This window comes from Dasania marina DSM 21967 (genome assembly GCF_000373485.1).
Lineage (GTDB): Bacteria > Pseudomonadota > Gammaproteobacteria > Pseudomonadales > Dasaniaceae > Dasania > Dasania marina.
Genome location: NZ_KB891585.1, coordinates 462,844 through 486,294, shown reverse-complemented (window position 1 = coordinate 486,294; position 23,451 = coordinate 462,844). Strand labels below are relative to the sequence as shown.

The 23,451-nt window shown below is 48.1% G+C and carries 19 protein-coding genes; 12 read left to right on the top strand and 7 right to left on the bottom strand.

The features are described from left to right. The first annotated feature begins 157 nt into the window (after nucleotides 1-157). The 6 genes from lon to B067_RS0111740 all read left to right on the top strand — a co-directional run bounded on the left by lon (nucleotide 158) and on the right by B067_RS0111740 (nucleotide 7,391). Nucleotides 158-2,584, top strand: coding sequence for an endopeptidase La (lon, locus tag B067_RS0111765; RefSeq protein WP_019530288.1), 2,427 nt, complete (start codon nucleotides 158-160; stop codon nucleotides 2,582-2,584). Nucleotides 2,585-2,710: 126 nt separating this feature from the next. Continuing rightward, the gene (locus B067_RS0111760; RefSeq protein WP_019530287.1) at nucleotides 2,711-2,983 is read left to right on the top strand and encodes an HU family DNA-binding protein; all 273 of its coding nucleotides are present in this window, start codon (nucleotides 2,711-2,713) and stop codon (nucleotides 2,981-2,983) included. 128 nt (nucleotides 2,984-3,111) lie between these two features. After that, a complete protein-coding gene (locus tag B067_RS20350) occupies nucleotides 3,112-4,998 on the top strand; it encodes a SurA N-terminal domain-containing protein (RefSeq protein ID WP_019530286.1) in 1,887 nt (628 codons plus the stop codon). A 33-nt stretch (nucleotides 4,999-5,031) separates the two neighbouring features. Then, complete coding sequence (locus tag B067_RS0111750; protein WP_019530285.1) at nucleotides 5,032-6,204, top strand: phosphoglycerate dehydrogenase; 1,173 nt, start codon at nucleotides 5,032-5,034, stop codon at nucleotides 6,202-6,204. A gap of 88 nt (nucleotides 6,205-6,292) precedes the next feature. Further along, nucleotides 6,293-6,859 (top strand): DUF4823 domain-containing protein, encoded by a 567-nt coding sequence (locus tag B067_RS0111745; protein WP_019530284.1) that lies wholly within the window; start codon nucleotides 6,293-6,295, stop codon nucleotides 6,857-6,859. Further along, nucleotides 6,849-7,391, top strand: coding sequence for a DUF1285 domain-containing protein (locus B067_RS0111740; RefSeq protein WP_035802182.1), 543 nt, complete (start codon nucleotides 6,849-6,851; stop codon nucleotides 7,389-7,391). Before B067_RS0111745 ends, B067_RS0111740 begins: the two co-directional genes overlap by 11 nt. A gap of 67 nt (nucleotides 7,392-7,458) precedes the next feature. On the opposite strand, the gene lexA is transcribed toward B067_RS0111740, so the two are convergent. Beyond that, nucleotides 7,459-8,061, bottom strand: a complete 603-nt coding sequence (lexA, locus tag B067_RS0111735) for a transcriptional repressor LexA (protein WP_026244600.1) — start codon at nucleotides 8,059-8,061, stop codon at nucleotides 7,459-7,461. A gap of 123 nt (nucleotides 8,062-8,184) precedes the next feature. Then, complete coding sequence (locus B067_RS0111730) at nucleotides 8,185-8,505, bottom strand: DUF6763 family protein (RefSeq protein ID WP_019530282.1); 321 nt, start codon at nucleotides 8,503-8,505, stop codon at nucleotides 8,185-8,187. 290 nt (nucleotides 8,506-8,795) lie between these two features. Here B067_RS0111730 and B067_RS0111725 point away from each other — a divergent pair, with 290 nt between their 5' ends. Then, entirely contained in the window at nucleotides 8,796-9,917 is a 1,122-nt protein-coding gene (locus tag B067_RS0111725) for a mechanosensitive ion channel family protein (RefSeq protein ID WP_019530281.1), read from the top strand. An 8-nt stretch (nucleotides 9,918-9,925) separates the two neighbouring features. Continuing rightward, entirely contained in the window at nucleotides 9,926-10,699 is a 774-nt protein-coding gene (locus B067_RS0111720) for an S-methyl-5'-thioinosine phosphorylase (protein ID WP_019530280.1), read from the top strand. A 7-nt stretch (nucleotides 10,700-10,706) separates the two neighbouring features. Here B067_RS0111720 and B067_RS0111715 read toward each other — a convergent pair whose 3' ends face one another. Next, the gene (locus B067_RS0111715) at nucleotides 10,707-11,639 is read right to left on the bottom strand and encodes a CsiV family protein (RefSeq protein ID WP_019530279.1); all 933 of its coding nucleotides are present in this window, start codon (nucleotides 11,637-11,639) and stop codon (nucleotides 10,707-10,709) included. A gap of 85 nt (nucleotides 11,640-11,724) precedes the next feature. Beyond that, nucleotides 11,725-15,189 carry a transcription-repair coupling factor gene (mfd, locus tag B067_RS0111710; protein WP_019530278.1) on the bottom strand — a complete coding sequence of 1,155 codons (3,465 nt, stop codon included), beginning with the start codon at nucleotides 15,187-15,189 and terminating at the stop codon, nucleotides 11,725-11,727. A 203-nt stretch (nucleotides 15,190-15,392) separates the two neighbouring features. On the opposite strand from mfd, the gene B067_RS0111705 reads away from it, so the two are divergent. Beyond that, nucleotides 15,393-16,859 (top strand): glyceraldehyde-3-phosphate dehydrogenase, encoded by a 1,467-nt coding sequence (locus B067_RS0111705; protein ID WP_019530277.1) that lies wholly within the window; start codon nucleotides 15,393-15,395, stop codon nucleotides 16,857-16,859. A gap of 104 nt (nucleotides 16,860-16,963) precedes the next feature. Here the strand turns inward: B067_RS0111705 and B067_RS0111700 are convergent, their stop codons facing one another. The 3 genes from B067_RS0111700 to B067_RS0111690 form a co-directional block, all read right to left on the bottom strand. Continuing rightward, nucleotides 16,964-17,248 carry a type II toxin-antitoxin system RelE family toxin gene (locus tag B067_RS0111700; RefSeq protein ID WP_019530276.1) on the bottom strand — a complete coding sequence of 95 codons (285 nt, stop codon included), beginning with the start codon at nucleotides 17,246-17,248 and terminating at the stop codon, nucleotides 16,964-16,966. Beyond that, the gene (locus B067_RS0111695; protein ID WP_019530275.1) at nucleotides 17,238-17,486 is read right to left on the bottom strand and encodes a type II toxin-antitoxin system Phd/YefM family antitoxin; all 249 of its coding nucleotides are present in this window, start codon (nucleotides 17,484-17,486) and stop codon (nucleotides 17,238-17,240) included. Before B067_RS0111695 ends, B067_RS0111700 begins: the two co-directional genes overlap by 11 nt. A 202-nt stretch (nucleotides 17,487-17,688) precedes the next feature. Next, nucleotides 17,689-19,431: a dipeptidase gene (locus B067_RS0111690; RefSeq protein WP_019530274.1), complete on the bottom strand. Its 1,743-nt coding sequence runs from the start codon at nucleotides 19,429-19,431 to the stop codon at nucleotides 17,689-17,691. A gap of 215 nt (nucleotides 19,432-19,646) precedes the next feature. Between B067_RS0111690 and B067_RS0111685 the strand changes: the two genes are divergently transcribed. The 3 genes from B067_RS0111685 (at nucleotide 19,647) to B067_RS0111675 (ending at nucleotide 23,448) form a co-directional block, all read left to right on the top strand. Continuing rightward, on the top strand, nucleotides 19,647-20,951 hold the full coding sequence (locus tag B067_RS0111685; RefSeq protein ID WP_205619970.1) for an NfeD family protein: 1,305 nt from the start codon (nucleotides 19,647-19,649) through the stop codon (nucleotides 20,949-20,951). Nucleotides 20,952-20,962: 11 nt separating this feature from the next. Further along, nucleotides 20,963-21,712, top strand: coding sequence for a slipin family protein (locus B067_RS0111680; RefSeq protein ID WP_019530272.1), 750 nt, complete (start codon nucleotides 20,963-20,965; stop codon nucleotides 21,710-21,712). A 410-nt stretch (nucleotides 21,713-22,122) separates the two neighbouring features. Continuing rightward, entirely contained in the window at nucleotides 22,123-23,448 is a 1,326-nt protein-coding gene (locus B067_RS0111675) for a Na(+)-translocating NADH-quinone reductase subunit A (protein WP_019530271.1), read from the top strand. Nucleotides 23,449-23,451: the final 3 nt, after the last annotated feature.

Below are 23,451 nucleotides of genomic sequence, written 5' to 3'. Positions count from 1 at the left end.
GGGCTTATGCCCAAAGCTGATTTCTTTTACTATGACTTGTAATCTATTGTTATAGCCCCCATATGTATAGGACATGGGGGAGTTGCTCTGTAGCTGCTACCCTATGTTTTATATTAATGGCCTCAATTAGCGGTGCCAGCACCGAAAAGGTATTTAAATGAGTGAAGATAAGCCGGCAACTGTCTATCCCCTGTTACCCCTTCGTGACGTTGTTGTTTACCCACACATGGTCGTGCCGCTGTTTGTAGGTCGCGAAAAGTCTATTCAAGCGCTAGAGGAGGCAATGGCTAATGATAAACAAATCATACTTGTCGCTCAAAAAAACGCCTCTGTAGACGAGCCTGAAGCAGAAGATATTTACAGCATAGGTACACTTTCAACTATCTTACAGCTACTGAAATTACCTGATGGCACCGTCAAGGTATTAGTCGAGGNCGGCCAGCGCACGCTAATCGAGACAGTCAGTGCTGAGCAGGGCTTTTTTACCGCCAGTATGCAGCCGCAGTTGCCGGAAAAAATCAAAGAAACTGAAGCTAATGCGTTGGTTAAAACCACCATGGATCAGTTTGATAAGTACGTTAACCTCAGTAAAAAAGTGCCTTCCGAAGTGCTGACCTCCTTGGCGGGCATAGATGACCCTGGTCGCTTAGCCGATACCATGGCGGCGCATATGTCACTGGAAGTCGAACAAAAGCAAGCCATATTAGAAATTGTCGATGTGCGCGAGCGCTTAGATCACCTTATGGGGTTGATGGAGGCCGAAGTTGATTTATTCCAGGTTGAAAAACGCATACGTGGTCGCGTTAAAAAACAAATGGAAAAAAGTCAGCGCGAATATTATTTGAATGAGCAAATGAAAGCCATTCAAAAAGAGTTGGGGGATATGGATGACGCCCCCAACGAAATGGAAGACTTAGAGCTTAAAATTAAAGAGTGCGGCATGAGCAAAGAGGCCGAAGAAAAGGCCTATTCTGAGCTCAATAAACTCAAAATGATGTCGCCGATGTCGGCGGAAGCCTCGGTAGTGCGCAGTTATTTGGATTGGATGATTAGCGTACCTTGGAAGAAACGCACCGTGGTTAAGCACGATTTAAAACGTGCTGAAAAAATATTGGCTAAGGATCACTACGGTCTAGAAGAGGTAAAAGAACGCATACTTGAGCATTTGGCGGTGCAAAAACGCGTCAAAAAACTTAAAGGCCCGGTGCTGTGTTTAGTGGGTCCTCCAGGTGTGGGTAAAACCTCATTGGGTGAGTCTATCGCCAGGTCCACCAATCGTAAGTTTGTGCGCATGGCCCTAGGTGGCGTGCGCGATGAGTCTGAGATACGCGGCCATCGTCGTACCTATATAGGCTCACTGCCGGGAAAAATCGTGCAAAAGCTGGCGAAAGTCGGCGTTAAAAATCCTTTATTTTTATTGGATGAAATTGACAAAATGGGTATGGATAACCGCGGCGATCCGGCCTCGGCCTTACTCGAAGTGTTAGATCCCGAGCAAAATTATAGCTTTAATGATCACTATTTAGAGGTAGATTACGATCTCTCCGATGTGATGTTTATCTGTACCGCTAACTCCATGAATATCCCTGGCCCGCTGTTAGACCGTATGGAAGTGATACGTATACCGGGCTACACCGAAGACGAAAAGGTCAATATAGCCGAGCGCTACCTCAAGCCCAAACAAATGAAAAATAATGGTTTGAAAGATACTGAGCTGGATATAACCATGCCAGCATTAAGAGATTTAGTGCGCTATTACACTCGTGAAGCAGGGGTGCGGGGGCTGGAGCGCGAAATCGCTAAGCTCTGTCGTAAGGTGGTTAAGGCCTACGCACTTAATGAGCAAAAACCGCCATTAACCATAGGGCCAGACGAGCTAGAGCAATACAGCGGTGTGCGCAAATTCAGCTACGGCAAGGCCGAAGAGGCCAATCAAGTAGGCCAGGTTACCGGTTTGGCATGGACTTCTGTGGGCGGTGAATTGCTCACTATAGAAGCGGCTTCAGTGCTAGGTAAGGGCCGTCAGGTTAAAACGGGCTCGCTGGGTGATGTGATGCAGGAGTCTATACAGGCAGCTATGACAGTAGTGCGCAGTCGCTCGCAATCGCTAGGTATTACCGCCGAGTATCACGACACCCACGATATACATATTCATGTACCTGAAGGTGCTACGCCTAAAGATGGTCCCAGCGCAGGTGTAGGTATGTGTACGGCGTTGGTATCGGTGATAACCGGTATAGCGGTTAAGTCTTCCGTAGCGATGACTGGCGAGATCACCTTGCGCGGGCAAGTTTTACCCATCGGTGGCTTAAAAGAAAAGCTGTTAGCGGCTCACCGTGGCGGCATTAAAACGGTTATTATTCCCGATGAAAATAGCCGTGATTTAAAGGAAATACCTGATAATATCAAAGCGGATCTCGATATTAAGCCGGTAAAATGGATAGATGAGGTCTTGGATATCGCTTTAGAGCGCGCGCCGGTGGCCTTAACAGATGATCAATATATGAGCAAAAAATTTGCTGCGGATGCATCTAGTGATGAAAAAAACGGCAATAAAGAAAAAAATCGCCCAAAGGCGCATTAAACCTGAGATGTAGCCTTGACGTGGGTATCAGGCAATTGGTATAAATTGCCCCCTTGCTAAGGCAATCAACGATATTTCAGACATAATAATCGGAATAGACAAAGAATACTAAGAAGGGGTATAAGTGTGAATAAATCAGAATTAATAGAAGCCATCGCAGCGTCAGCTGATCTTCCTAAAGCTGCTGCAGGTCGCGCCTTAGATGCAACAGTAGAAGCTATTACTAATGCTTTGAAAGAAGAAGACCAAGTAGTACTGGTAGGTTTTGGTACTTTCTCTGTTAAAGATCGTGCTGCACGTACGGGCCGCAATCCACAAACAGGTGAGCCTATCCAAATTAAAGCGGCTAAAATACCAGGCTTTAAAGCGGGTAAAGCTCTTAAGGACGCCGTCAATTAATTAACAGCCCTGTCGTTAAAGCATGCGTGCTATAGCAATGGCAGTAATTGTTGGTTAAACAATATGGAAAGCGCATCACCATGGTGCGCTTTTTTTATTTAACGCAGATTAATATGGAATAGTGTTACATGCTTCAGAATATTCGTGATAACTCACAGGGCATTGTTGCCAAAATAATAGTGAGCCTGATCGTGGTCATTTTTGCAGCGGCAGGCGTAGAGAGCTTGCTGGGTAATAGCGGCAGTAATGCTGCAGCAGAGATCAACGGTGAAGAGCTATCCGTAATAGAGCTGGAGCAGGCCGTACGTGTGCAACAAAGACGCCTATTGGAGTCTATGGGTGAAAATGCCGACCCTAGCATGCTTAACGATGAACTTATTAAGCAGTCGGCGATGGAGCAGTTAATTCAACAAAAACTGTTGCTACAAAAAGCCGCTGAACTGGGTATCACGGCAGCACCTGCCGCAATAGATCAACTAATCGTCAATATGCCGCAGTTTCAGCAAGACGGTAAATTCTCTCCGCAACTCTATGAAAATGTGTTACGCAGCAATGGCTATAGCATGAGTTATTTTAAACAGCTATTGCGTAATGATGTCATTATTCGCCAACTGTCCAGCGGCATAGCCGGCTCAGACTTTGTGACTCAGCAAGCGTTAAATTACACCGCTAGCATCGTGGGCCAAAAGCGTAGCTTTGACTATATAACCCTCGCTATCAGCGAGCAGCTTTCTGCCGTTGAGCTTAGCGACGAAGAATTAAACAGCTATTACCAAGACAATATCCAACGTTACCAGCGCGAACCCAAGCTTAAGTTGGCTTATGTAGAAGTGAAACAAAGCGACTTTGTGCAGCCGGTAGAGGAAGCGCAGATCAAAACCGCCTACGAGTTGGAAATGGCCGACTTTAATGGTTCTGAAGAGCGCAAAGCGTCGCATATCTTATTAGAGATTAACGAGCAGCGTAATGAAGCTGATACTAAAGCTCTAGCAGTTGAGCTAAAAGCTAAAATTGCAGCCGGCGAAGACTTTGCTAGCATTGCCGAGCAACACTCTGAAGATACCGGTTCAGCCTTTGTCGGCGGCGACCTCGGTTATAGCAGTGGTGGCGCATTCCCCGCAGCCTTTGAACAGGTGCTGTTTAGCGCCGAGCAGGGGGTAGTATCTGAGCCTGTGGTAACAGAGGCGGGTGTACACTTAATACTGGTTACCGATATTAAAACCGTTGAGCAACCCAGCTACGATGATCGCAAGCTTGCGATTAAACAGCGCTTAGCATTAGAACAATCTGAATCCGAGTTCGTTAACCGGGTGGAGCAGTTACGTGATTTAGTCTTTAACTCCGCTGATCTGAAAGGCCCGGCCAAAGATCTTGATCTTACGGTGCAGCAGTCTGATTGGCTGGGGCGCAGCGATAAGGCTGGTGTACTCAGTAAGCCACGCGTCATTAAAGCCGCCTTTAGCGATGAAGTGTTAAAAGAAGGCAATAACAGTGCGGTGCTTGAGTTAGCCGCCGACCACTATATCGTGGTGCGGGTATTGGAGCACAAGCCCGCAGAGGCCAAGCCGTTTGCCGAGGTTAGCGAGCAAATTGCCCTCAATCTTAAAAAAGCCAAGGCCGCCGAACGCCTCAAAGTGGAGGCCGAACAATTATTGGTTGCGCTACGTAGCGGCGAAAGCAGTTTTGCCGATTTACAGGCTGGTAATAAATATACCGTTAATGCTGAGCAGGACGTGAGCCGTATTACTAGCAAGGCCAGCCGTGAGCTGAGCACTGCAATATTTGCCATGGTCAAGCCCAAACCTGCCACCACGGTCACCCATGCCATTCATAGTTTACGTAATGGCGATGTGGTGATTGCTGGTTTAACGAAAGTTGTTGAAGGCAACATCAGCGATTTAAGTGTAGGCGAACAGCAGGCTATTGAAGCCCAGTTATACAGCGCTAGTAGTACCCAAAGCCTAGAAGCTTACCAGCAGGCTATCAAAGCTAGCGCCGACATTACGATACTGTAATGGCACCGTTTTTTTGTAATCTAGGAGTACATCGTGCATAAAATATTAACCCTAAACCAAATTTCAGTAGTAGGTTTGGAAAGACTACCCCGCGAGCACTATGAAATTGCCAGTGAGTTCACTCATCCTGAAGCGATTTTATTACGCAGCCACAAACTTCAGTCCCAAGACATTGCTGAATCAGTATTGGGCATTGCCAGAGCTGGTGCCGGTGTTAACAACATTCCCGTTGACGCCTGTACTGAACGTGGTATTCCTGTATTCAACACCCCTGGTGCCAACGCTAACGCGGTTAAAGAATTAATTATTGCTGCTCTCTGCTTGGGTTCTCGTGGAATTTTACAGGGTGTGCAGTACGTAGACACGCTAAAGGATATGACGGATAAGGCTGAAATGAACGCCTTGTTGGAAAAAGAGAAAAAGAATTATAAAGGTAACGAATTAGCCGGTAAAACCCTGGGTGTTGTGGGTCTAGGCGCGATAGGTTCGATGGTTGCTGATGCAGCTTTAGAGCTGGGCATGAGGGTTAAAGGTTATGACCCTGCATTGTCGGTAGCGTCAGCTTGGCGCTTACCTAGCAGTGTTGAGCGTATAGAAAACCTCAACAGCCTGTTTTCAAAGTGTGACTATATTACCCTGCATTTACCGGTATTAGACGCTACTCGCGGTTTAATTAACCGTGAGCTATTGGCCAGCTGTAAAAAAGACCTGCGTTTATTAAACTTTGCTCGTGCTGAGATTGTTGATACAGCCGCGGTTATCAGTGCATTAAACGATGGTGATTTAGGCCAGTATATTGCCGACTTCCCCGAGCCCGGCTTGATTGGTGTGCCCAATACGATCTTAACGCCACACATAGGCGCATCGACTGATGAAGCAGAAGATAACTGTGCGGTAATGGCAGCAGATCAAATTAAAGACTTTATCGAAAACGGTAATATTAAAAATTCCGTTAACTTTCCCAGCATTGCTATGGAAAGAGCGGACTCCCCGCGTTTGGCTATTGCCAACCGCAACGTTCCCAAGATGCTAGGTACTATCCTCAGCCTATTGGCGGATGAGGATATTAACGTGGTGGATATGATTAATAAGAGTCGAGACGATATAGCCTACAACTTAATTGATGTGGCGCAGGTGCCTAGCGACGAGGTGCTGAAAAAAATCTTAGACGTCGAAGGCGTCATCACCGTCCGCGTTTTAAAGTAAGTTAAAACAGCCTTCCTTGTGAAGGCTTTTTTTTAGCCTAAAATTGCTGTAAAACCGTAGCCATAAAAATAGAGTGAAGGATAAACCTATGAATAGCTGTAAAGTGGCTGGGGCTGCCGTGTTGGCATTACTACTCACAGCTTGCGAGCCCGCCTATATTATTGATGGGGCTCAGCATTACTCTCGCCAATTGGGCATAGTTAATGACTATAATATTAGCCGCTGGCACAGCTATGTTTATGCCCGCGAAAGCAGTTTCGTCATTGCTGGGCTAGTGGCTGATAAAAACATACAGCAACCTTTATTGCAGGTGTCAGAGCAGGCCTTTGCGGTGTATTTTGCCCGAGCAGTGTCGGTGAATACCAACACATTTGCGGCAGCGTTACAGCAGGCCAAATCGCAGCGGGCCAGTTTTTTGGCAGTGTTTACGCTAAGTTCGTTACAGCAATTTCAAAATCTGGATGGCAGTTACGAAGCCGGCTATCAACAGGCCGATGTATTAATTACCCTTTATGATGTCAACTCGGCAAAAGTGGTGGATAAGGTGAGCCTAAAGGCCAGTAAATCGTTGTTGTCATTTGCCGGTGAAAATATCACAACACTGCTGCATAAACCTATGTTGGCCGTAGCTGCGGAGCTTAGTGGTGGCCAGTAAATCATTAGCCAGTATAGAGGCTTACCTAAAAGACCAGCCTCAGCGCCCTCCTGTTGAACAGTGGCAGCCTACTTTGAGTGGCGATATTGATATCGTTATTAAAGAGGATGGATCATGGTGGCATGAAGGCGGCGAGATTAAGCGGCAACCCTTGCTGCGTTTGTTTGCCTCTATCTTAAGGCGCGAAGACGATGGCGAGTACTATCTGCTTACCCCCGTAGAAAAATGGCGTATTCGGGTTGAGGCTGAGGTTTTTCAGGCTATAGACTATCAAATACTGCAGGAGCAGGGCCAGCCAGCGTTTATTTTTACCCTCAATACCGGCGCCAAATACGTCTTATCAAAACAATACCCGTTGCAAGTCAGTAGCAACCCGCAGGGTGAACCTATACCTATATTGCTGGTAGACCGGGGGTTGAGTGCCAGAATATCGCGCAACTGCTACTACCATCTTATCGATGATGCGCAGTTGCAAAGTGAGGACGCTTATATAGAAAGTTGTGGAGAACGTTTTAGCTTAAGCGGCCAATAGTTTGGTGGTCCGTTATTACTGCTGCTGTTGAATAAAACAAACGCTGTTTAGCACAACAGCACAAGGCTTAAGAGCTGCGCCTAACCACGCCTACACTTAAACCCTCTATAGCAAAGTCTTGCTGCCTCAAATCTACCTCTATAGGTTGGTAGTCGGGGTTTTCGGGTAGTAGTTGTATTTGATATTTACTGCGTGTGGTTTTGTAGCGTTTAACGGTGACTTCATCATCGATGCGGGCAATCACAATCTCGCCATTATTGGCCTGCGCTGTGCGGTGTACGGCCAGTAAATCCCCTTCATATATGCCCACATCTATCATGCTGTCGCCGCGTACTCTTAAAAAATAATCGGCATGGGGGCTAAAGAACGAGCTGGGCATTTCGCAATAATCTTCTATGTGCTCAGTAGCCAGTATAGGGCTGCCAGCGGCAACTTGTCCCACGATGGGTATACCCTTGTTTTCGGGTAAGCGTATGCCTCTAGAGGCACCGGGGATAACTTCTATGGCACCTTTGCGGGCCAGCGCTTTTAAATGTTCTTCGGCGGCGTTGGCGGATTTAAAGCCCAGATCCTTGGCAATTTCGGCGCGGGTAGGTGGGTAGCCGGTTTCTTCTATATGGGTTTTTATTAGGGCTAATACTTCGGCCTGGCGTGCGGTTAATTTACTCATGTCCAATCCGTCTGTTTTTATGTACAGTGGCTGTGATTATATACAGCATTGTCGGCACTGCAAGCCTTTTTATTATTCCCTGGGCTGCTGATTAGTTAAATTGAACGACTGCAGTAGAAGGCTTTACATGTCGTCCAGCACACCATTCATAATATCGGTTTCTATGTAACTAACAGGGCTGGACCATTCTTCGGGGCGTATGGCGGCATCGGGATCTAGCGAGTCTTCATGACTTAGCTCATAAGCATTGCGCCAATCCTCAGGTTCCTCTACTTCCAATAGTTGTAATTCATGCCAGTTTTCAAGATCAAATTCGTTAATCTCGCCATCGATATGCTGTGTTTCTATGGTTTGACTTATATCGTCTACGGCAACGACCTCAAAAATACCGCCACCCTGTAATTCTTTATACCAATTGCCAACACTAGGCATAATATTTCTCATTGCTTTTATCCTCATTTCTTATGGCTACACACAAGTAATAACAGCTAAATTTTTACTGTCCAGTGTTATAAAAAGAGCAAAAATGCATCAACACAGCCGGTAATCAATTGCAATCAATAAAAAAACAGTGATGATTCAATGGCTTAGCTTTTGGTGTAGGTAAATGCGGTAAATGCCAGCTAGTTTTAATATGCTTATGGTATATAAATGCATAATTACTGGATAAAATTGTATAAATTACTTAGGCTGCCGTTTGTTTATAGGCACAGAAAAATGAAAAAGAGAGGGCAATGGCTATCAATTTCTTACAAGATTTACTTGATGTTTTTCAGTTAGAAGATTACCCCTGGCTGTGGGAAGTCTTTGCGGTGGTACTGCTAACCTTAATCGTCAGCTATTTTGTTCGCTTTTTATTTTCGCGCTTAGAGCGGCAGTTTAAAAAAACGGCTAATAAGTGGGATGATGCTATTTTTGCCGCCGGTCGTAGGCCCGCTTTTATTATGGTGTGGTTAATGGGCGCTAGCTTGGTACTGGATATTATACGAGCAAAGTCTGAGGCCTATATTTTTACGTTGATAGCGCCCACTAGAGAAGTGCTGTTCATTGCCATATTAACGTGGTTTTTAGTACGCTTGGTTAAGCGTATAGAGCAGCAATTAATTGCTGGCGACAGCGCTGAATCCTCGGTTGATGAGGCCACTGTTTTTGCTTTAGGTAAACTATTGCGTACGGCGGTGATTATTACCGCTAGTTTAATGATGCTGCAAACTTTGGGTTTTAGTATTTCCGGGGTGCTGGCCTTTGGCGGTGTCGGCGGCATAGCCATAGGCTTTGCGGCCAAGGATTTATTAGCTAACTTTTTCGGCGGCTTAATGGTGTATTTAGACCGGCCTTTTATTATTGGCGACTGGATACGTTCACCCGATAGATCTATAGAAGGTACGGTGGAGGACATAGGTTGGCGGCAAACCCGTATACGCACCTTTGATTCGCGGCCACTGTATGTGCCCAATAGCACCTTTGCTCAAATCACGGTAGAAAACCCTTCGCGCATGCTAAATCGGCGTATCTATGAAACCATAGGTTTACGCTATGATGATGCTGATAAGGTCGGCACCATCGTTGAGGAGGTCAAAGCCTATTTGTTGGCCAATGAGGATATCGACACTGATAAAACCCTGATGGTTAACTTCAATGCTTTTGCGGCATCGTCTTTGGAATTCTTTATTTACACGTTCACCAAAACCACCAACTGGGTTGAGTACCACAAAATCAAACAGCAGGTGTTATTGGAGGTGTTAGCGATTATCGCTAAGCACGATGCTGATATTGCCTACCCAACCACTACCCTTAAAGTTGGCCCTCTGCAGTTAGAGCAGCAAGCTGCTTTAACGGCAAGCCAATCCGAATAAGGCGGCCCATGACTAAGCAGCGCATAGTTGCCATTATCGGTGGCACCGGCTTACAAGAGTTTACCGGTGATGGTGTAGCGAGCGGCACTGTGGGGGGCAGGGTGACGCCTTATGGCGAAACTTCTAGCGAGATAGTGCGCAGCCAGTTATCAGATCTAAGCTGCGTGTTTTTGGCGCGCCACGGCAATCCGCACACCATCGCCCCCCATAAAGTGAATTACCGGGCCAATATCTGGGCGCTTAAGCAACTAGGGGTTAGCGACATTATTGCCGTTAATGCGGTGGGCGGGATTAACCCGGCTATGCCTGCGGCCAGTTTGGTGCTACCCGATCAACTGATTGATTACAGCCATAGCCGCGAGCAGAGTTTTTTTGATGGCGAGAGTAATCCTCTGCAGCATATAGATTTTACTCACCCTTTTAGTGCAAGCTTGCGCAGCCAGTTGCTAGCTGCCGCTAAGGCCGTAAACCTCCCCGTACACGATGCCGGAGTCTACGGCGTAACACAGGGTCCGCGTTTAGAAACCGCCGCTGAAATCAAGCGTATGGCGCAGGATGGTTGCGATGTAGTGGGTATGACGGCGATGCCTGAAGCGGCACTGGCTAGAGAGTTCGCGATAAATTATGCCAGCCTGTGTTTGGTGGTTAACCCGGCGGCGGGCTGTAGCGAGCAGCTGATTACCATGGACGATATCCACAAGGTGATAGCGCAGGGTATGGGGCAGGTTAGAGGGCTATTGAGCCAAGCACTGCCTGTTATTATTAGCGATCCACTGAATTAGCATCAACCTAGTTAGTGTCAGCGCCCTCGACGTTGGCTTGGTAGGGCGTTATACGTATCAACACACCCATTAAGGGGTGATCTATATAGTGCAGCTCGTCGCTGCGCATGCGTCTATGCTGGCGCATCACAATGGTTTTTTCTACCCGATAGTGGTTGTCTTGCAAATAAGCTAGCTGCTGCGCCAAAAACTGATTAGCACCTTGTAAGGGGTCGGTGGCTGGGGCTTGTTCTATTGCTGCAGGCAAGCCATTGTCTTCCGTCATCAATGAGGGTGGGGCGATAGGTAGCTGCGAGGCGTCACGCTCATCTAGGCTTTGGGGTATGGGCGGTAGTAGCGGCCAATTAGGTTGTTCGTCACCCACGTTACTAATAAACCGGTTTAGCCATAAATCGGTGTGTATGTGCAGGTAGCGCTCCACGCTAATCTTAATACTGCCTTCTAATTCAAAATGATTATCAAAGGCTGCGCCACCGGTAATGACTATGCTCAGGGATTCGTCGCGTTCATCAATGGTTTGGCGCCAGGCTTGATGAAACAGCGGCCTAAACGCATATTCGCCGTTAACATTGCGGGCGACTTCGGTGAGTTGGTGTTGCTCTGTTGGCAGCGTGACAAAGGCTTTTAACGGTGTGATAGATGGCTGGGCTTGATCAGCCGATGCTGCAGTTTGTAGGCCGGTTAATGACGGTAGCGGCGATTCGGTTGTTATAGCGCTAATCGGCGGTTGTAGGTTAATAATAGCGGCGGGGTATTTTAATCCCAACTCCTCTGGCCACTGCTCACCTAAGGCGGCATCAGGGTTGTTATTGGCAAATACCAGCATTTCCACTTGGTACCATTGTTGGGGTTGGGGCTGCGGGCTGTCGCCTTCGGCAACAGCTACGTGGGCATATAAGCTGAAGGCAGCAAACAATGGGGCGATACGGCGGTAGATCATAAAGTCTGGTTACACTTATTTTTGAGGTTTATCACTCTACCGCCATCAAGCAATTAATCAAGCGGCTTGACGTGGTAAGCGGCGTTTAAGCTGCTTTCGGGCTGAGTAATGTGAGCAAGTCTTCAACAAATTGAAAGCGCAATTCGCGATCGGCTAAGTCATCGTCAAAACGCAGGGTGGTGGCACCGGCCAGTTTGAAGGTGGTGGGCTGGCTTTGTACCAACTGCACTAGCTTGATGGGGTCTACCTGAGTGTGTTCACAAAACTCAATTTTGCCGCCGCTGCTATGAGCCTCAACTTTGGCTATGCCTAAATGATGGGCGCGCAGTTTTAAACTACTGGCTCTAAATAGGCTTTTAGCGGGATCGGGCAATAGGCCAAATCTATCAATCATTTCTACCTGTAATTCACGCAGGGCGTCATCAGTTTCGGCGCTAGCTATGCGTTTGTACAGCGTTAGGCGGGTGTGTACATCGGGTAGATAATCATCCGGGATTAAAGCAGGCAAGCGCAGGTTAATTTCGGCACCGTGCTCTATGGGGTTTTCCAAATCGATTTGCTTACCGGCTTTTAAGGCTTTCACGGCGCGTTCCAGCATCTCCATGTATAGGGTAAAACCTATGCTGTGTATTTGCCCGCTTTGGTCATCGCCCAACAACTCGCCCGCACCGCGTATTTCTAAATCGTGGGTGGCCAGCATAAAACCAGCACCTAAATCTTCCGCCAGACTTATGGCCTCTAGACGCTTTTTGGCATCGTTGGTCATGTTTTTGCTGCCGGGTGTTAGCAAGTAGGCATAGGCTTGGTGATGCGAGCGGCCAACGCGGCCACGCAGCTGATGCAATTGCGCCAAGCCAAATTTGTCGGCGCGGTCGATAATAATAGTATTGGCCGAGGGTATGTCTATACCAGTTTCTATAATGGTGGTGCACAGCAATACGTTATAGCGCTTGTGATAAAAGTCAGACATCACTTGCTCTAACTGGCGCTCGTGCATTTGGCCGTGGCCTATACCTATGCGCAGCTCGGGTGCTAGCTCTTGCAGTTCGCGGGCGACGCGGTCTATATCTTTAACTTCGTTGTGTAAGTAATAGACTTGTCCGCCCCGTAAAATTTCCCGCAGTAGTGCTTCTTTAATCATGCCCTTGTCGCGTTCACGCACAAAGGTTTTTACCGACAAGCGGCGCGCCGGTGGCGTGGCGATAATGGATAGGTCGCGCATGCCCGACATGGCCATATTTAAGGTGCGCGGTATAGGCGTTGCCGTTAGGGTTAAAATATCTACTTCTGAACGCAGCGATTTTAATTTTTCTTTTTGACGCACCCCAAAGCGATGTTCTTCATCAATAATCACCAGGCCTAAATCATGGTATTTCACATCATCGTTGAGCAGCTTATGGGTGCCTATTAAAATATCGACTTTGCCCGCCGCGGTGTCGGCAATAATTTGGCTTTGTTCTTTGGCGGTTTTAAAGCGTGAGATGACTTCTATGTTAACTGGCCAATCGGCAAACCTATCTTTAAAGGATTGATGATGCTGCTGTGCTAACAAGGTGGTGGGTACTAATACCGCCACTTGTTTATTGTTGTGGGCGGCAACAAAGGCGGCGCGCATGGCTACCTCGGTTTTGCCAAAGCCGACATCGCCGCACACCAATCTATCGGTAGCGGTTTTGGCCTGCATATCGGCAATAACCGCTTCTATAGCGCTTTGCTGATCGGGGGTTTCCTCAAAGGGGAAGGCAGCAGCAAACTGTTGGTAATCTTCTTCGGGGTGATTAAAGGATTGCCCAGGTCTAGCGGCACGGCGCGCATAAATATCTAAGAGTTCGGCGGCAACATCGCGAATTTTTTCGGCGGCTTTGCGTTTGGCTTTTGACCATTGATCGCTACCTAAGCGGTGCAGGGGAGCCATGTCTTGATCGGCACCGGTGTAGCGGCTGATTAAATCTAAAGACGATACCGGCACATAGAGCTTGGCGCCGTCGGCATATTCCAAAGTGATAAATTCTTCATTAACGCCACCGGCGGCGATGGTTTGCAGGCCGTGGTAGCGGCCTACGCCGTGATCCAAATGTACTACCGGGGCACCGATAGTCAGCTCGGTTAAATCCTTGACGATATTTTCGCTGCTGCCGGTGCTCTTACGGCGGCGGCGTTTTTGCATCACCTGCTGGCCGAATAACTGCGCTTCGGCAATAACAATGACTTGCTTACCCTGCCCATCGCTAAGCCGCAGGCCGGCTTCGATATTGCCTACGGTAATGGCTAGGTTCTGATCGCCAGCCATAAACGCCGCCCAATTTTTACAGCTGTCGGGGCGTATTTTATGCTTGCCTAACAGCTCTAATAAGGTTTCGCGGCGGCCGGCGCTTTCGGCGCAAAATAAAATGCGGTTACCGCTGTCAGCTACTAAGTCTTGCACGGCCGCCATGGGGCGAGTGGCTTTGTTGTCTATGGCTAAAAACGGTGGCGGCGCGATAGCAAAATTCACGCTGCCCACTTGCTCCTCTATGGCGTCGCGAAATAGCACGATGCGCTGCTGGCCTTTTAAGGCTGAGAATAATTCTTCGGTGGGGATAAAGACTTTATTGGGAGCGAGTAACGGCCGCTGCGGATCTATATTCATGTCTTCGTAGCGTGTGTGTAGGTCGCGCCAAAAATGCTCGGCAGCGCGATCTAGGCCATCGAAACTAAAAAACAGGCTGTCGTTAGGTAGGTAGTCAAACAGGGTGCTGCAGTGGTCAAAAAACAGCGGTAGGTAGTACTCTATACCGGCGGGGGCTATGCCCTGGCTGACGTCTTGGTAAATGGGGCAGCGGCTGTGATCTACATCAAACGCTTGATGCCAATGGTTTCTAAAATTGGCTATGCCGTCTTTATCTAGGGGGAACTCTTTACCCGGCAGCAGGTTTATCTCTTGTACTTGTTTAACCGTGCGCTGGGTTTCGGGGTCGAAGGTGCGCAGGGTGTCTATCTCATCCCCTAGCAAGTCGATGCGGTAGGGCAGTTTGCTGCCCATGGGGTAGATATCCATAATCGCGCCGCGCAGGGCAAACTCACCGTGCTCGTACACGGTATCGACGCAGCGGTAGCCACTGGCCTCAAATTTAATACGCATGGTGGCAATATCGAAGGTTTCGCCCAGCTGTATTTGTAGGGTGTGGGCATCCAAATAGCTTTGTGGCAGTAACCGGTGCATCAGCGTGCTAATAGGCACGATTAACAGGCCCTTGTGCATATTTTTGAGCTTATGCAGCGTGGTGAGCCGCTCGGAGATAATGTCTTCGTGGGGGGAAAAGCTGTCGTAGGGCAGAGTTTCCCAGTCGGGTAGGTGTAATACCTCTAGGCCATCACGATAAAAGCGCAGCTCTTGCTCCAGCTGAAAGGCGCTGGCGGTGTCGTTGGTAATCAGTACCGTTAAGCTGTCGCCCTGTTGCGCGGCGTTAACCACTGCCAGGCTGCTGGCACTGCCGGATAAATTGCCCCAACGCAGCCTATCGCCGTGCTTAGAGTGGGTAATGGGGGCAAAAATCGTGTGCTGGCTCATAAATGATGGTCTGGTACAGGGCTAAGGGGCGGCTATTGTAGCGAGACAGCTGCCAATTTTCATTGCGTAATTGTGCTATTCATAATCTATTCACAAAAGAAATGGCGAATATGCCTGCAAAAGCGCGCTAAGCGGTTGAACTTGGCGGGATGAATACAGATAATACGCGCTTATTTCATAGCCCTCATTAAAGGTAACCAGCAGTGACAGCTAACGATGCCAACCGTGAAAGACCCGATGACTATTTTGCCGATTGGAAAGAGCGTGAAGCCCTAGCCGAAGCCATGATCCCATTGGTAGGTAAACTCTATCGCAAGAACAGTGTTAAAACCTACATCTACGGCCATAACCTGGTTAACCAATCAGTGCTTGAAATTATGCAAGCACATCGTTTTGTTCGCCAAATTGAAGAAAACGAACTGTCTGAGTTTGAAACCTTCCCGGTTATTGAGGCGCTAGCAAAGCTAGATTTGAGTATTGCCCATATCGATGCTGGCCGTATTGCCGTCATGTATGAAGAGGGTCCTAAAGCGCAAGGCGTGAGCGTAGACGATTTTGTACGCTCGCAAGTACAAGAAATACTCGATACCCCCGTCCCCGATGCTGAGCCACGCGATGTGGTTTTATACGGCTTTGGCCGTATAGGCCGCTTGATGGCACGTTTATTAATTGAAAAAGCCGGTGGTGGTGAAAACCTGCGTTTGCGTGCCATTGTGGTACGCCAAGGTGGCGCCAAAAACGACTTGGTTAAGCGCGTAAGCTTATTGCGTCGCGACTCAGTACACGGCCCCTTCAAAGGCACTATACGTGTCGATGAAGAGCGCAGCTCATTTATTGCCAACGGTAATGAAGTGAAGGTGATTTACGCGGGCAGCCCTGAAGAAATTGATTACACTGCCTACGGTATTAATAATGCGATTATTATTGATAACACCGGCATGTTTAAAAATAAAGAATCGCTATCGCGTCACTTGCGCCCCGGCGCGAGCAAAGTACTGTTAACCGCACCGGCAGATGATATTAAAAATATTGTTTACGGCATTAACAATGACATCATCGAAGAAACCGATGACATTATCTGTGCCGCTAGCTGTACTACCAACGCTATTTCACCGCCATTAAAAGCGATGAACGATAAGTTTGGCATCGTGTCTGGCCACGTAGAAACCATACACGCCTACACTAACGACCAAAACTTAATTGATAATTATCACACCGCCGACAGACGTGGCCGCAGTGCACCGTTAAACATGGTTATTACCTCTACTGGTGCTGCCAAAGCGGTAGCGAAAGTATTGCCGATAATGGAAGGCAAACTAACCGGTAATGCGATACGGGTACCTACCCCTAACGTTTCTATGGCTATCTTAAAGCTAACCCTAGCTAGCGAGACTACCGTCGATGAAGTGAATGATTATATGCGTTACATATCCTTGCATTCGCCACTGCGTAAGCAAGTCGATTACTCTAACTCACCGGAAGTAGTGTCTAGTGATTTAGTGGGCTCACGCCACGCCTGCATCTTCGATAGCGAAGCTACTATTGTGAATGGCAATCAAGTGATTATGTACTGCTGGTACGATAATGAATTTGGTTACAGCTGTCAGGTACACCGTGTACTAGAGCAATTGGCTGGTGTTGATTATCGGGTGTTTCCTAAGGAAGATTAATCTTTCTTAGGGGTCAGAGCTGCTACGCAGGTCTGACCCCTTTGCAAACTCTTCATAAAAAAAGCCGCACTTGTTGCGGCTTTTTTTATGATTTTTATTTGTTGTTATATCCGCTTGGCAGCGCTTTTATAAACGGCATTTCGTTCGCGCTTGCCCACGGCAATAACGATCACCACAATCTCGCTATCTCTTACTTCATAGACCAGGCGATAGCCTGCGCTGCGAAGTTTAATTTTATAGCAGTCTTTTAGGCCGCTTAAGCGTGATGGTTCTACGCGCGGTTTTTGTAATCTATCGGTCAGCTTTTTTTTGAACTGCGTTTTAATGGTGCCATCTAAAGCTTGCCATTCCTTGAATGCTTGTTGTTTAAATAGCAGCTTATAGCTCATCCAAATTAACCTCTAACTCCTCCTGGCTTTTGCGTTCCAATACCAGTGCGGCTAGCTCTAAATCTTCGAGTTTATCCATTAAGGCTTCATAGGCTTCGGCGGGTACGCAGTAAAAAGCCGGCTGGTTTCTATTGAGCACAGCCACAGGAAACCCTTCACCTAGACTGACTACCGCCATGGGGTTTTTTTTAAGCTCTGATACGCTGGTTGTTACATCGGCAAGAATGGTGTGTACCATTGTTGTATACCTCAAAAAGACCTATTAATGGGGCTAATAATAGACCTGTTAGTGGCATGTATCAATAGCTAGGTGAGGTGTACGTCAACATGGGCTTGGGTTGGGGTGACCTAAGGATTAGTCATCCCGGACTTGATCCGGGATCCATCTAATCGGGAGGGTCAGAGCTGCTGCGCAGGTCTGACCCCAGAAGCATGCAGGCTTACAGCTCTTGCATGCTTCCCAGCCTCACCATCATCTCAGTCACTATGCGTAAATCCAGCATAAACTGTTCTACCCGTTTAAACTCATTGGCGTTGTGGCCGGTGTATTTTTGATCGGGCATCGCTAGGCCAAACTGCACGCCATTGGGTAAGTCGTGTATGGAGGTGGCGCCACCCGAGCTTCCAAACCGGCGTGGCATATTCAGGTTTTCGGTGGCGATATCCAGGAGGGCGTTTACCCATTTACCTTCGGGGTTGCGGTACATAGGTTTGCGTTGGCTATGGCTGTAACGCATCGCAATAGTTGTTTTCGCTAACCAGTGGTCCAACTTGGCTTTCACTTCGCTTTTGAGCTGCTCAGGGCTTTTGCCTTTGGGCGCGCGCAGATTTACCGCTAGCTGTAATTGCTTATCGTCCAGGCTGATAAAAGTCAGCGCCATGGTTAGCGGGCCCATAAAATCATCGGCAAAATCTACCCCTAATAACTTGCCGTGATAATCCAGGGCAAAGTTATCAGCGGCATACTGGGCGGCATCGCTAATATGGTTGTCCCCCAGCGCTAACGCCGCTTTGTTGTGCGCGATAAACAGCAGCATGCGTGACACTGGGTTAACGCCGCTACTAGGTTTGGATGAGTGTGCTGACACGCCGTTGACTATCACTTCTATTAGCTTGTTATTGATTCGGGTATCAATACTAAAGTCAGCCCCATGCTCAGCGATAAAACTTTTGGCTAAGCGGTCTATCTGCTGTTTTAAAGCGGCTGCTTCGATGTTTGTAGCAGGCTTAAACTGCGCTATAGACTTAGCGGGAATTTGGTTAGTGGCCAAGCCGCCAGTCACGCTAATCACTGCTGTTTGCTGAGGATTAACAGCGCGCACAGTAAAGCTGGCCATTAGGGTGCCATAACCTTTTTCAGCGATCACCACCGGGTAGCCACCGTCTAAGGCTAGGTTGTAATCGGGGGTAGGGTGACGCTCTAGATAGTAGGGGATAGCTGTGCCGTCAGACTCCTCCGTGGTATCAACTAGTAAGCGCAGGGTATTAAACAACGGAATGCCTTCCTCCTTAATAACCCGCATAGCGTATAACACGGCGACGATACCGTTTTTATCATCCTCAGCGCCGCGGCCATATAAGCGGCCATTAATCTCGGTAAGCTTAAAAGGATCTAGTTGGGTGCCGTCATCTAATACCCAGGAGCTAGGGTTTACCGGCACTACGTCGGCGTGAGCGTGTAAGGCAATATTTTTACCGCCGGTTTGTTGCGGTAGGGTAATTTCAAAAACGCGGTCGTCTATATTATTAAACGGCAAACCAAAGTCGCCGGCAATAGCTTCTAATTCGGCACCTATCTGCTTCATGGCGGGGCTTTGGTGTGAGGGTATCCCTTCGGTTTTAAAGGTGGGTATGGCGACTAACTGGCGTAAAGTCTCTATAGCTTGCTGGCCGTATTTTGTTTGGCTGTAGATACCGAGTAGGCGAAATAGCTGTTGCTGTTGCGAGTCTGTTAAGTCGCCTGCCTTATAGGCTTTGATGCTCTCTGCTAATTGCGGGGATTTCTCGTCGGCTGTTAATGCTTGTAAAAAATGCCCAAAGCTTTGCGGTGGCTGCATATTGTTTACAGTGAAGCTTTTCACAATGCTGCTGGCTACACTGCTAGAGATGTTGGTGGAGTCTGCAGTGACTGTAGCGCTTAGCAAGCAACTGCAAATAAGCGAAATCAGGGTTTTTTTAAGCATATTTGTACTCTGTGGCTGTTGAAATGGATGCAGGGACTATAGACGAGCGTAAGGCAAATAACCTCAATAAGAAAGTGGCGCAGGTTCGCTTGCTTGGGCTTGTGTTTAACCGTTGGTTTTAAAGGGTCTATACTTTTCATACCGTATTGATACAGGCGTATCTGGCTATGCATGGTTTAAGGGTAGGGCTAGCTTTTTATCTAGGGTTGCTGTTAATGGTTTTCAATACCAGCGCCACAGCCAGCTCTGTCTGGCTGCTGGATTTGCGCGGTGCGGTGGGGCCGGCCTCGGCGGATTATTTAATACGCGGTATTAACGAGGCGGAACAGGCCCATGCGGATTTGGTGGTTATACGTATAGATACCCCCGGCGGTTTGGATACCGCCATGCGTGACATTATTAAAACGCTGATTGCCTCCACGGTACCTGTGGCCAGTTACGTTGCCCCTAGCGGCTCGCGGGCGGCAAGTGCCGGTACTTATATTATGTATGCCAGTCATATCGCGGCTATGGCTCCGGCTACTAACTTGGGGGCGGCCACGCCGGTACAAATTGCCAGCCCTAGTTTGCCTACTGCGCCTAAACCTGAAGACGATAATAACAATAACTCCAAAGAGGAGCGTAACCCTGCCAAGCCCAGTAATGCCATGGAGCAAAAGCTAATCAATGATGCGGTGGCTTATATAGAGGGTTTGGCGGATCTTTATGGGCGCAATAAGGCCTGGGCGGTAAAGGCGGTGCGGGAAGGGGCTAGCCTAGCCGCTGAGGATGCGCTTAAGCTGCGGGTAATAGATCTTATCGCCCATGATGTAGATGAGTTGCTGCAGCAGCTACAGGGGCGACAGTTAACGGTGGCAGGTAAGCCGCTAACCTTGAACTTGAGTGACATTGAAATTCACCGCTATCAGCCCGATTGGCGCAATAAGTTTTTGATGGTGATCACCGACCCTAATATTGCCTATATTTTGATGATGCTGGGCATCTACGGTTTAATTTTAGAGGCTTATAACCCCGGCACGCTGCTGCCCGGCATAGTCGGCGGGGTGAGCTTGTTGCTGGCCCTGTATGCCTTTCAGGTGTTGCCGGTGAGTTATGCGGGTTTGGCCTTAATTGCCTTGGGTGTCATGTTAATGGTGGCAGAGGCCTTTGTGCCCAGTTTTGGTGTGTTGGGTTTGGGTGGCCTCACGGCGTTTGTTATAGGCTCTATTATTCTTATGGATACCCCTATTCCGGCTTACCAAATCGCACTGCCATTAATACTCAGTGTTGCCACCGCTAGTGCTGCGGTGCTGGTGTTTGGTTTGGCGATGATTATGCGTGCGAGAAAGCAAAAGCTTGTTTCTGGTGTGTCGATATTAGAGGGTCAAGTTGCAACAGTGAGCGCCATGCACAAGGGTAGGGCGATGGTGCAGTTGCAGGGTGAATTATGGCAGGTAAGTTGTGAGTCAGCGTTGCAGCTAGATGATAGCGTGCGTGTTATCGCCGCTGGCGGCGTTATTCTGCAGGTGGAAAAACTATAGGAGTGCATAACATGGACACACTTTATTATTACGGCCCTTTACTGGCGCTGGCCGCTATTTTATTACTGTCGCTGTTTCGGGTGTTGCGGGAGTACGAGCGCGGCGTAATTTTTATGCTGGGGCGCTTTTATCGCGTAAAGGGGCCGGGCTTAATCATTGTTGTGCCTATATTGCAGCAAATGGTGCGAGTGGATTTACGCACCGTGGTGATGGATGTGCCCACTCAGGATGTGATTTCACGGGACAATGTCTCGGTGAAGGTCAATGCGGTGGTTTATTTACGGGTTATAGATCCGGAAAAGGCCATTATTCAGGTAGAAGATTTTCTTAACGCCACCAGCCAGCTCTCCCAAACCACCTTGCGCTCTGTGTTGGGCAAGCATGAGCTAGATGAAATGTTGGCCGAGCGTGAAACTCTCAATGCCGATATACAAGAAAGCCTTGATAAACAGACCGATGCCTGGGGGATTAAGGTCTCCAATGTAGAGATTAAGCATATAGACTTGGATGAGAGCATGATCCGGGCTATTGCCAAGCAGGCCGAGGCCGAGCGGGAGCGGCGCGCCAAGGTGATACATGCCGAGGGTGAGGATCAAGCGGCTGCCAAGCTATTGAGCGCCGCCCAAACCTTGGCGAAACAACCACAGGCGATACAGTTGCGCTATATGCAAACCTTGACCGATATCGCCGGCGACAAGAGTTCAACTATTGTGTTTCCTTTGCCTATGGATATTTTGCAGCTGCTAAATAAGTCTGAATAAGCCGGTAGCTGTGGGCTTGTTGTTGGCTCTCACTATGAGCATACTGTTGGCCTACAAAACCTAGCCCCTAAGCTAGCTTGTTTTCAAACTATTGTTTACTGTACGAAACACCATAACCATCGGCCATAGAGTCGCTATTTGCCCTAATTTCTTGGTAAATTTCCCTTAAAACCCCTGCGTTATCAATTAAATAGGGGGTTTACGTATAGCTATTCCTTGCCTAGATCTTTATAATTGCGCCCATTTTTGGAGAGGTACGCCTGCGGTTTGTGGTTCTGGCGAATGTGTGACTTATTTTAGTCTATGCTTACGCTGGGGTTTTCGGGTGATTTATCATCTATTTCAAACTATTAAGCGTGTTTCCCTTAATATTTACACTTAACGCTCACTAAAACGAGAATCGGCATCCTATGATTAAAATCAATCGGGGTTTGGACTTGCCTATTACTGGTGCACCTGAGCAGGTTATTCAAGAGGGCCCTAAAACTAGGGCCGTTGCGATAATCGGCTATGACTATGTTGGGATGAAACCCACCATGGCGGTGCAGGCAGGGGATAGGGTCAAAACAGGCCAGCTAATCTTCACTGACAAGAAAACTGACGGTGTTCAATTTACCGCGCCAGCCACCGGTATAGTTTCGGCTATTAACCGCGGTGACAGGCGTGTGTTTCAATCACTGGTGATTGATGTGGAAGAAGATGAGTTTGAATCTTTCCCACAGCTAGACCCAGCGACTGTTAGCCGTGAAGACGCTGTTGCAAACTTGGTTAACACTGGCCTGTGGACTGCGTTTAGAACGCGCCCCTACAGCCGTGTACCTGCACCTGCCAGCCAGCCTAGCTCTATCTTTGTTACGGCTATAGACACTAACCCGTTGGCAGCTGACCCAGCGGTAGTGATTGCTGAGCAAAAGCAAGCTTTTGCCGATGGCCTTAATGTTATCGCCAAACTTGCTAGCAAGGTTTTTGTTTGTAAAGCCCCGGGTACTGATGTGCCTAGCGTTGCCGGTGTCAGCACTGAAGAATTTGCAGGCCCACACCCCGCCGGTTTGGCCGGTACTCACATTCATCACCTAGACCCAGTAAACGCCAATAAGTTTGCTTGGACTATCGGTTACCAAGATGTGATTGCTATAGGCAAAACCTTCATTGACGGCAAGCTATACACCGATCGCGTTATCGCCTTAGCCGGCCCACAGCTTGAGCAGCCACGTTTAGTGCGCACGCGCCTAGGCGCTGACTTACAGCAATTGACCGCTGGCCAGTGTAAAGCGGGTGAAAATCGCATTATCAGTGGCTCTATTTTAGGTGGCCGCAATGCGCAGGCTTCCGTGTCTTACTTAGGCCGCTACCACAATCAAGTCAGCGTGCTGCTTGAAGGTGATAAGCGTGAGTTTATGGGCTGGATGTCTCCGGGTGCTAATAAGCATTCGGCGCTAGGTATTTATATCTCTCAGTTTATGAAGGGTAAGCTTTTCAACTTTACCACCACCACCAATGGCAGCGAGCGTGCCATGGTACCGGTAGGTAACTACGAAAAGGTTATGCCTTTGGATGTTTTACCTACCCAATTACTACGTTCATTAATTGTGGGTGATACAGAAATGGCACAAGCTTTAGGTTGTTTAGAGCTTGACGAAGAAGATCTAGCCTTATGCAGCTATGTATGTGCTGGCAAATATGAGTATGGTCCGATTCTTCGCGATAACCTGACTCGCATAGAGAAGGAGGGTTAACCC

Excerpts from the sequence above, each read along its gene's own strand:
- B067_RS20350 (WP_019530286.1), top strand. The coding sequence starts at position 3,112 with ATGCTTCAGAATATTCGTGATAACTCACAGGGCATTGTTGCCAAAATA.
- B067_RS0111745 (WP_019530284.1), top strand. The coding sequence starts at position 6,293 with ATGAATAGCTGTAAAGTGGCTGGGGCTGCCGTGTTGGCATTACTACTC.
- lexA (WP_026244600.1), bottom strand. The coding sequence starts at position 8,061 with ATGAGTAAATTAACCGCACGCCAGGCCGAAGTATTAGCCCTAATAAAA.
- B067_RS0111730 (WP_019530282.1), bottom strand. The coding sequence starts at position 8,505 with ATGAGAAATATTATGCCTAGTGTTGGCAATTGGTATAAAGAATTACAG.
- B067_RS0111725 (WP_019530281.1), top strand. The coding sequence starts at position 8,796 with ATGGCTATCAATTTCTTACAAGATTTACTTGATGTTTTTCAGTTAGAA.
- B067_RS0111720 (WP_019530280.1), top strand. The coding sequence starts at position 9,926 with ATGACTAAGCAGCGCATAGTTGCCATTATCGGTGGCACCGGCTTACAA.
- B067_RS0111715 (WP_019530279.1), bottom strand. The coding sequence starts at position 11,639 with ATGATCTACCGCCGTATCGCCCCATTGTTTGCTGCCTTCAGCTTATAT.
- mfd (WP_019530278.1), bottom strand. The coding sequence starts at position 15,189 with ATGAGCCAGCACACGATTTTTGCCCCCATTACCCACTCTAAGCACGGC.
- B067_RS0111700 (WP_019530276.1), bottom strand. The coding sequence starts at position 17,248 with ATGAGCTATAAGCTGCTATTTAAACAACAAGCATTCAAGGAATGGCAA.
- B067_RS0111695 (WP_019530275.1), bottom strand. The coding sequence starts at position 17,486 with ATGGTACACACCATTCTTGCCGATGTAACAACCAGCGTATCAGAGCTT.
- B067_RS0111690 (WP_019530274.1), bottom strand. The coding sequence starts at position 19,431 with ATGCTTAAAAAAACCCTGATTTCGCTTATTTGCAGTTGCTTGCTAAGC.
- B067_RS0111685 (WP_205619970.1), top strand. The coding sequence starts at position 19,647 with ATGGTTTTCAATACCAGCGCCACAGCCAGCTCTGTCTGGCTGCTGGAT.
- B067_RS0111680 (WP_019530272.1), top strand. The coding sequence starts at position 20,963 with ATGGACACACTTTATTATTACGGCCCTTTACTGGCGCTGGCCGCTATT.
- B067_RS0111675 (WP_019530271.1), top strand. The coding sequence starts at position 22,123 with ATGATTAAAATCAATCGGGGTTTGGACTTGCCTATTACTGGTGCACCT.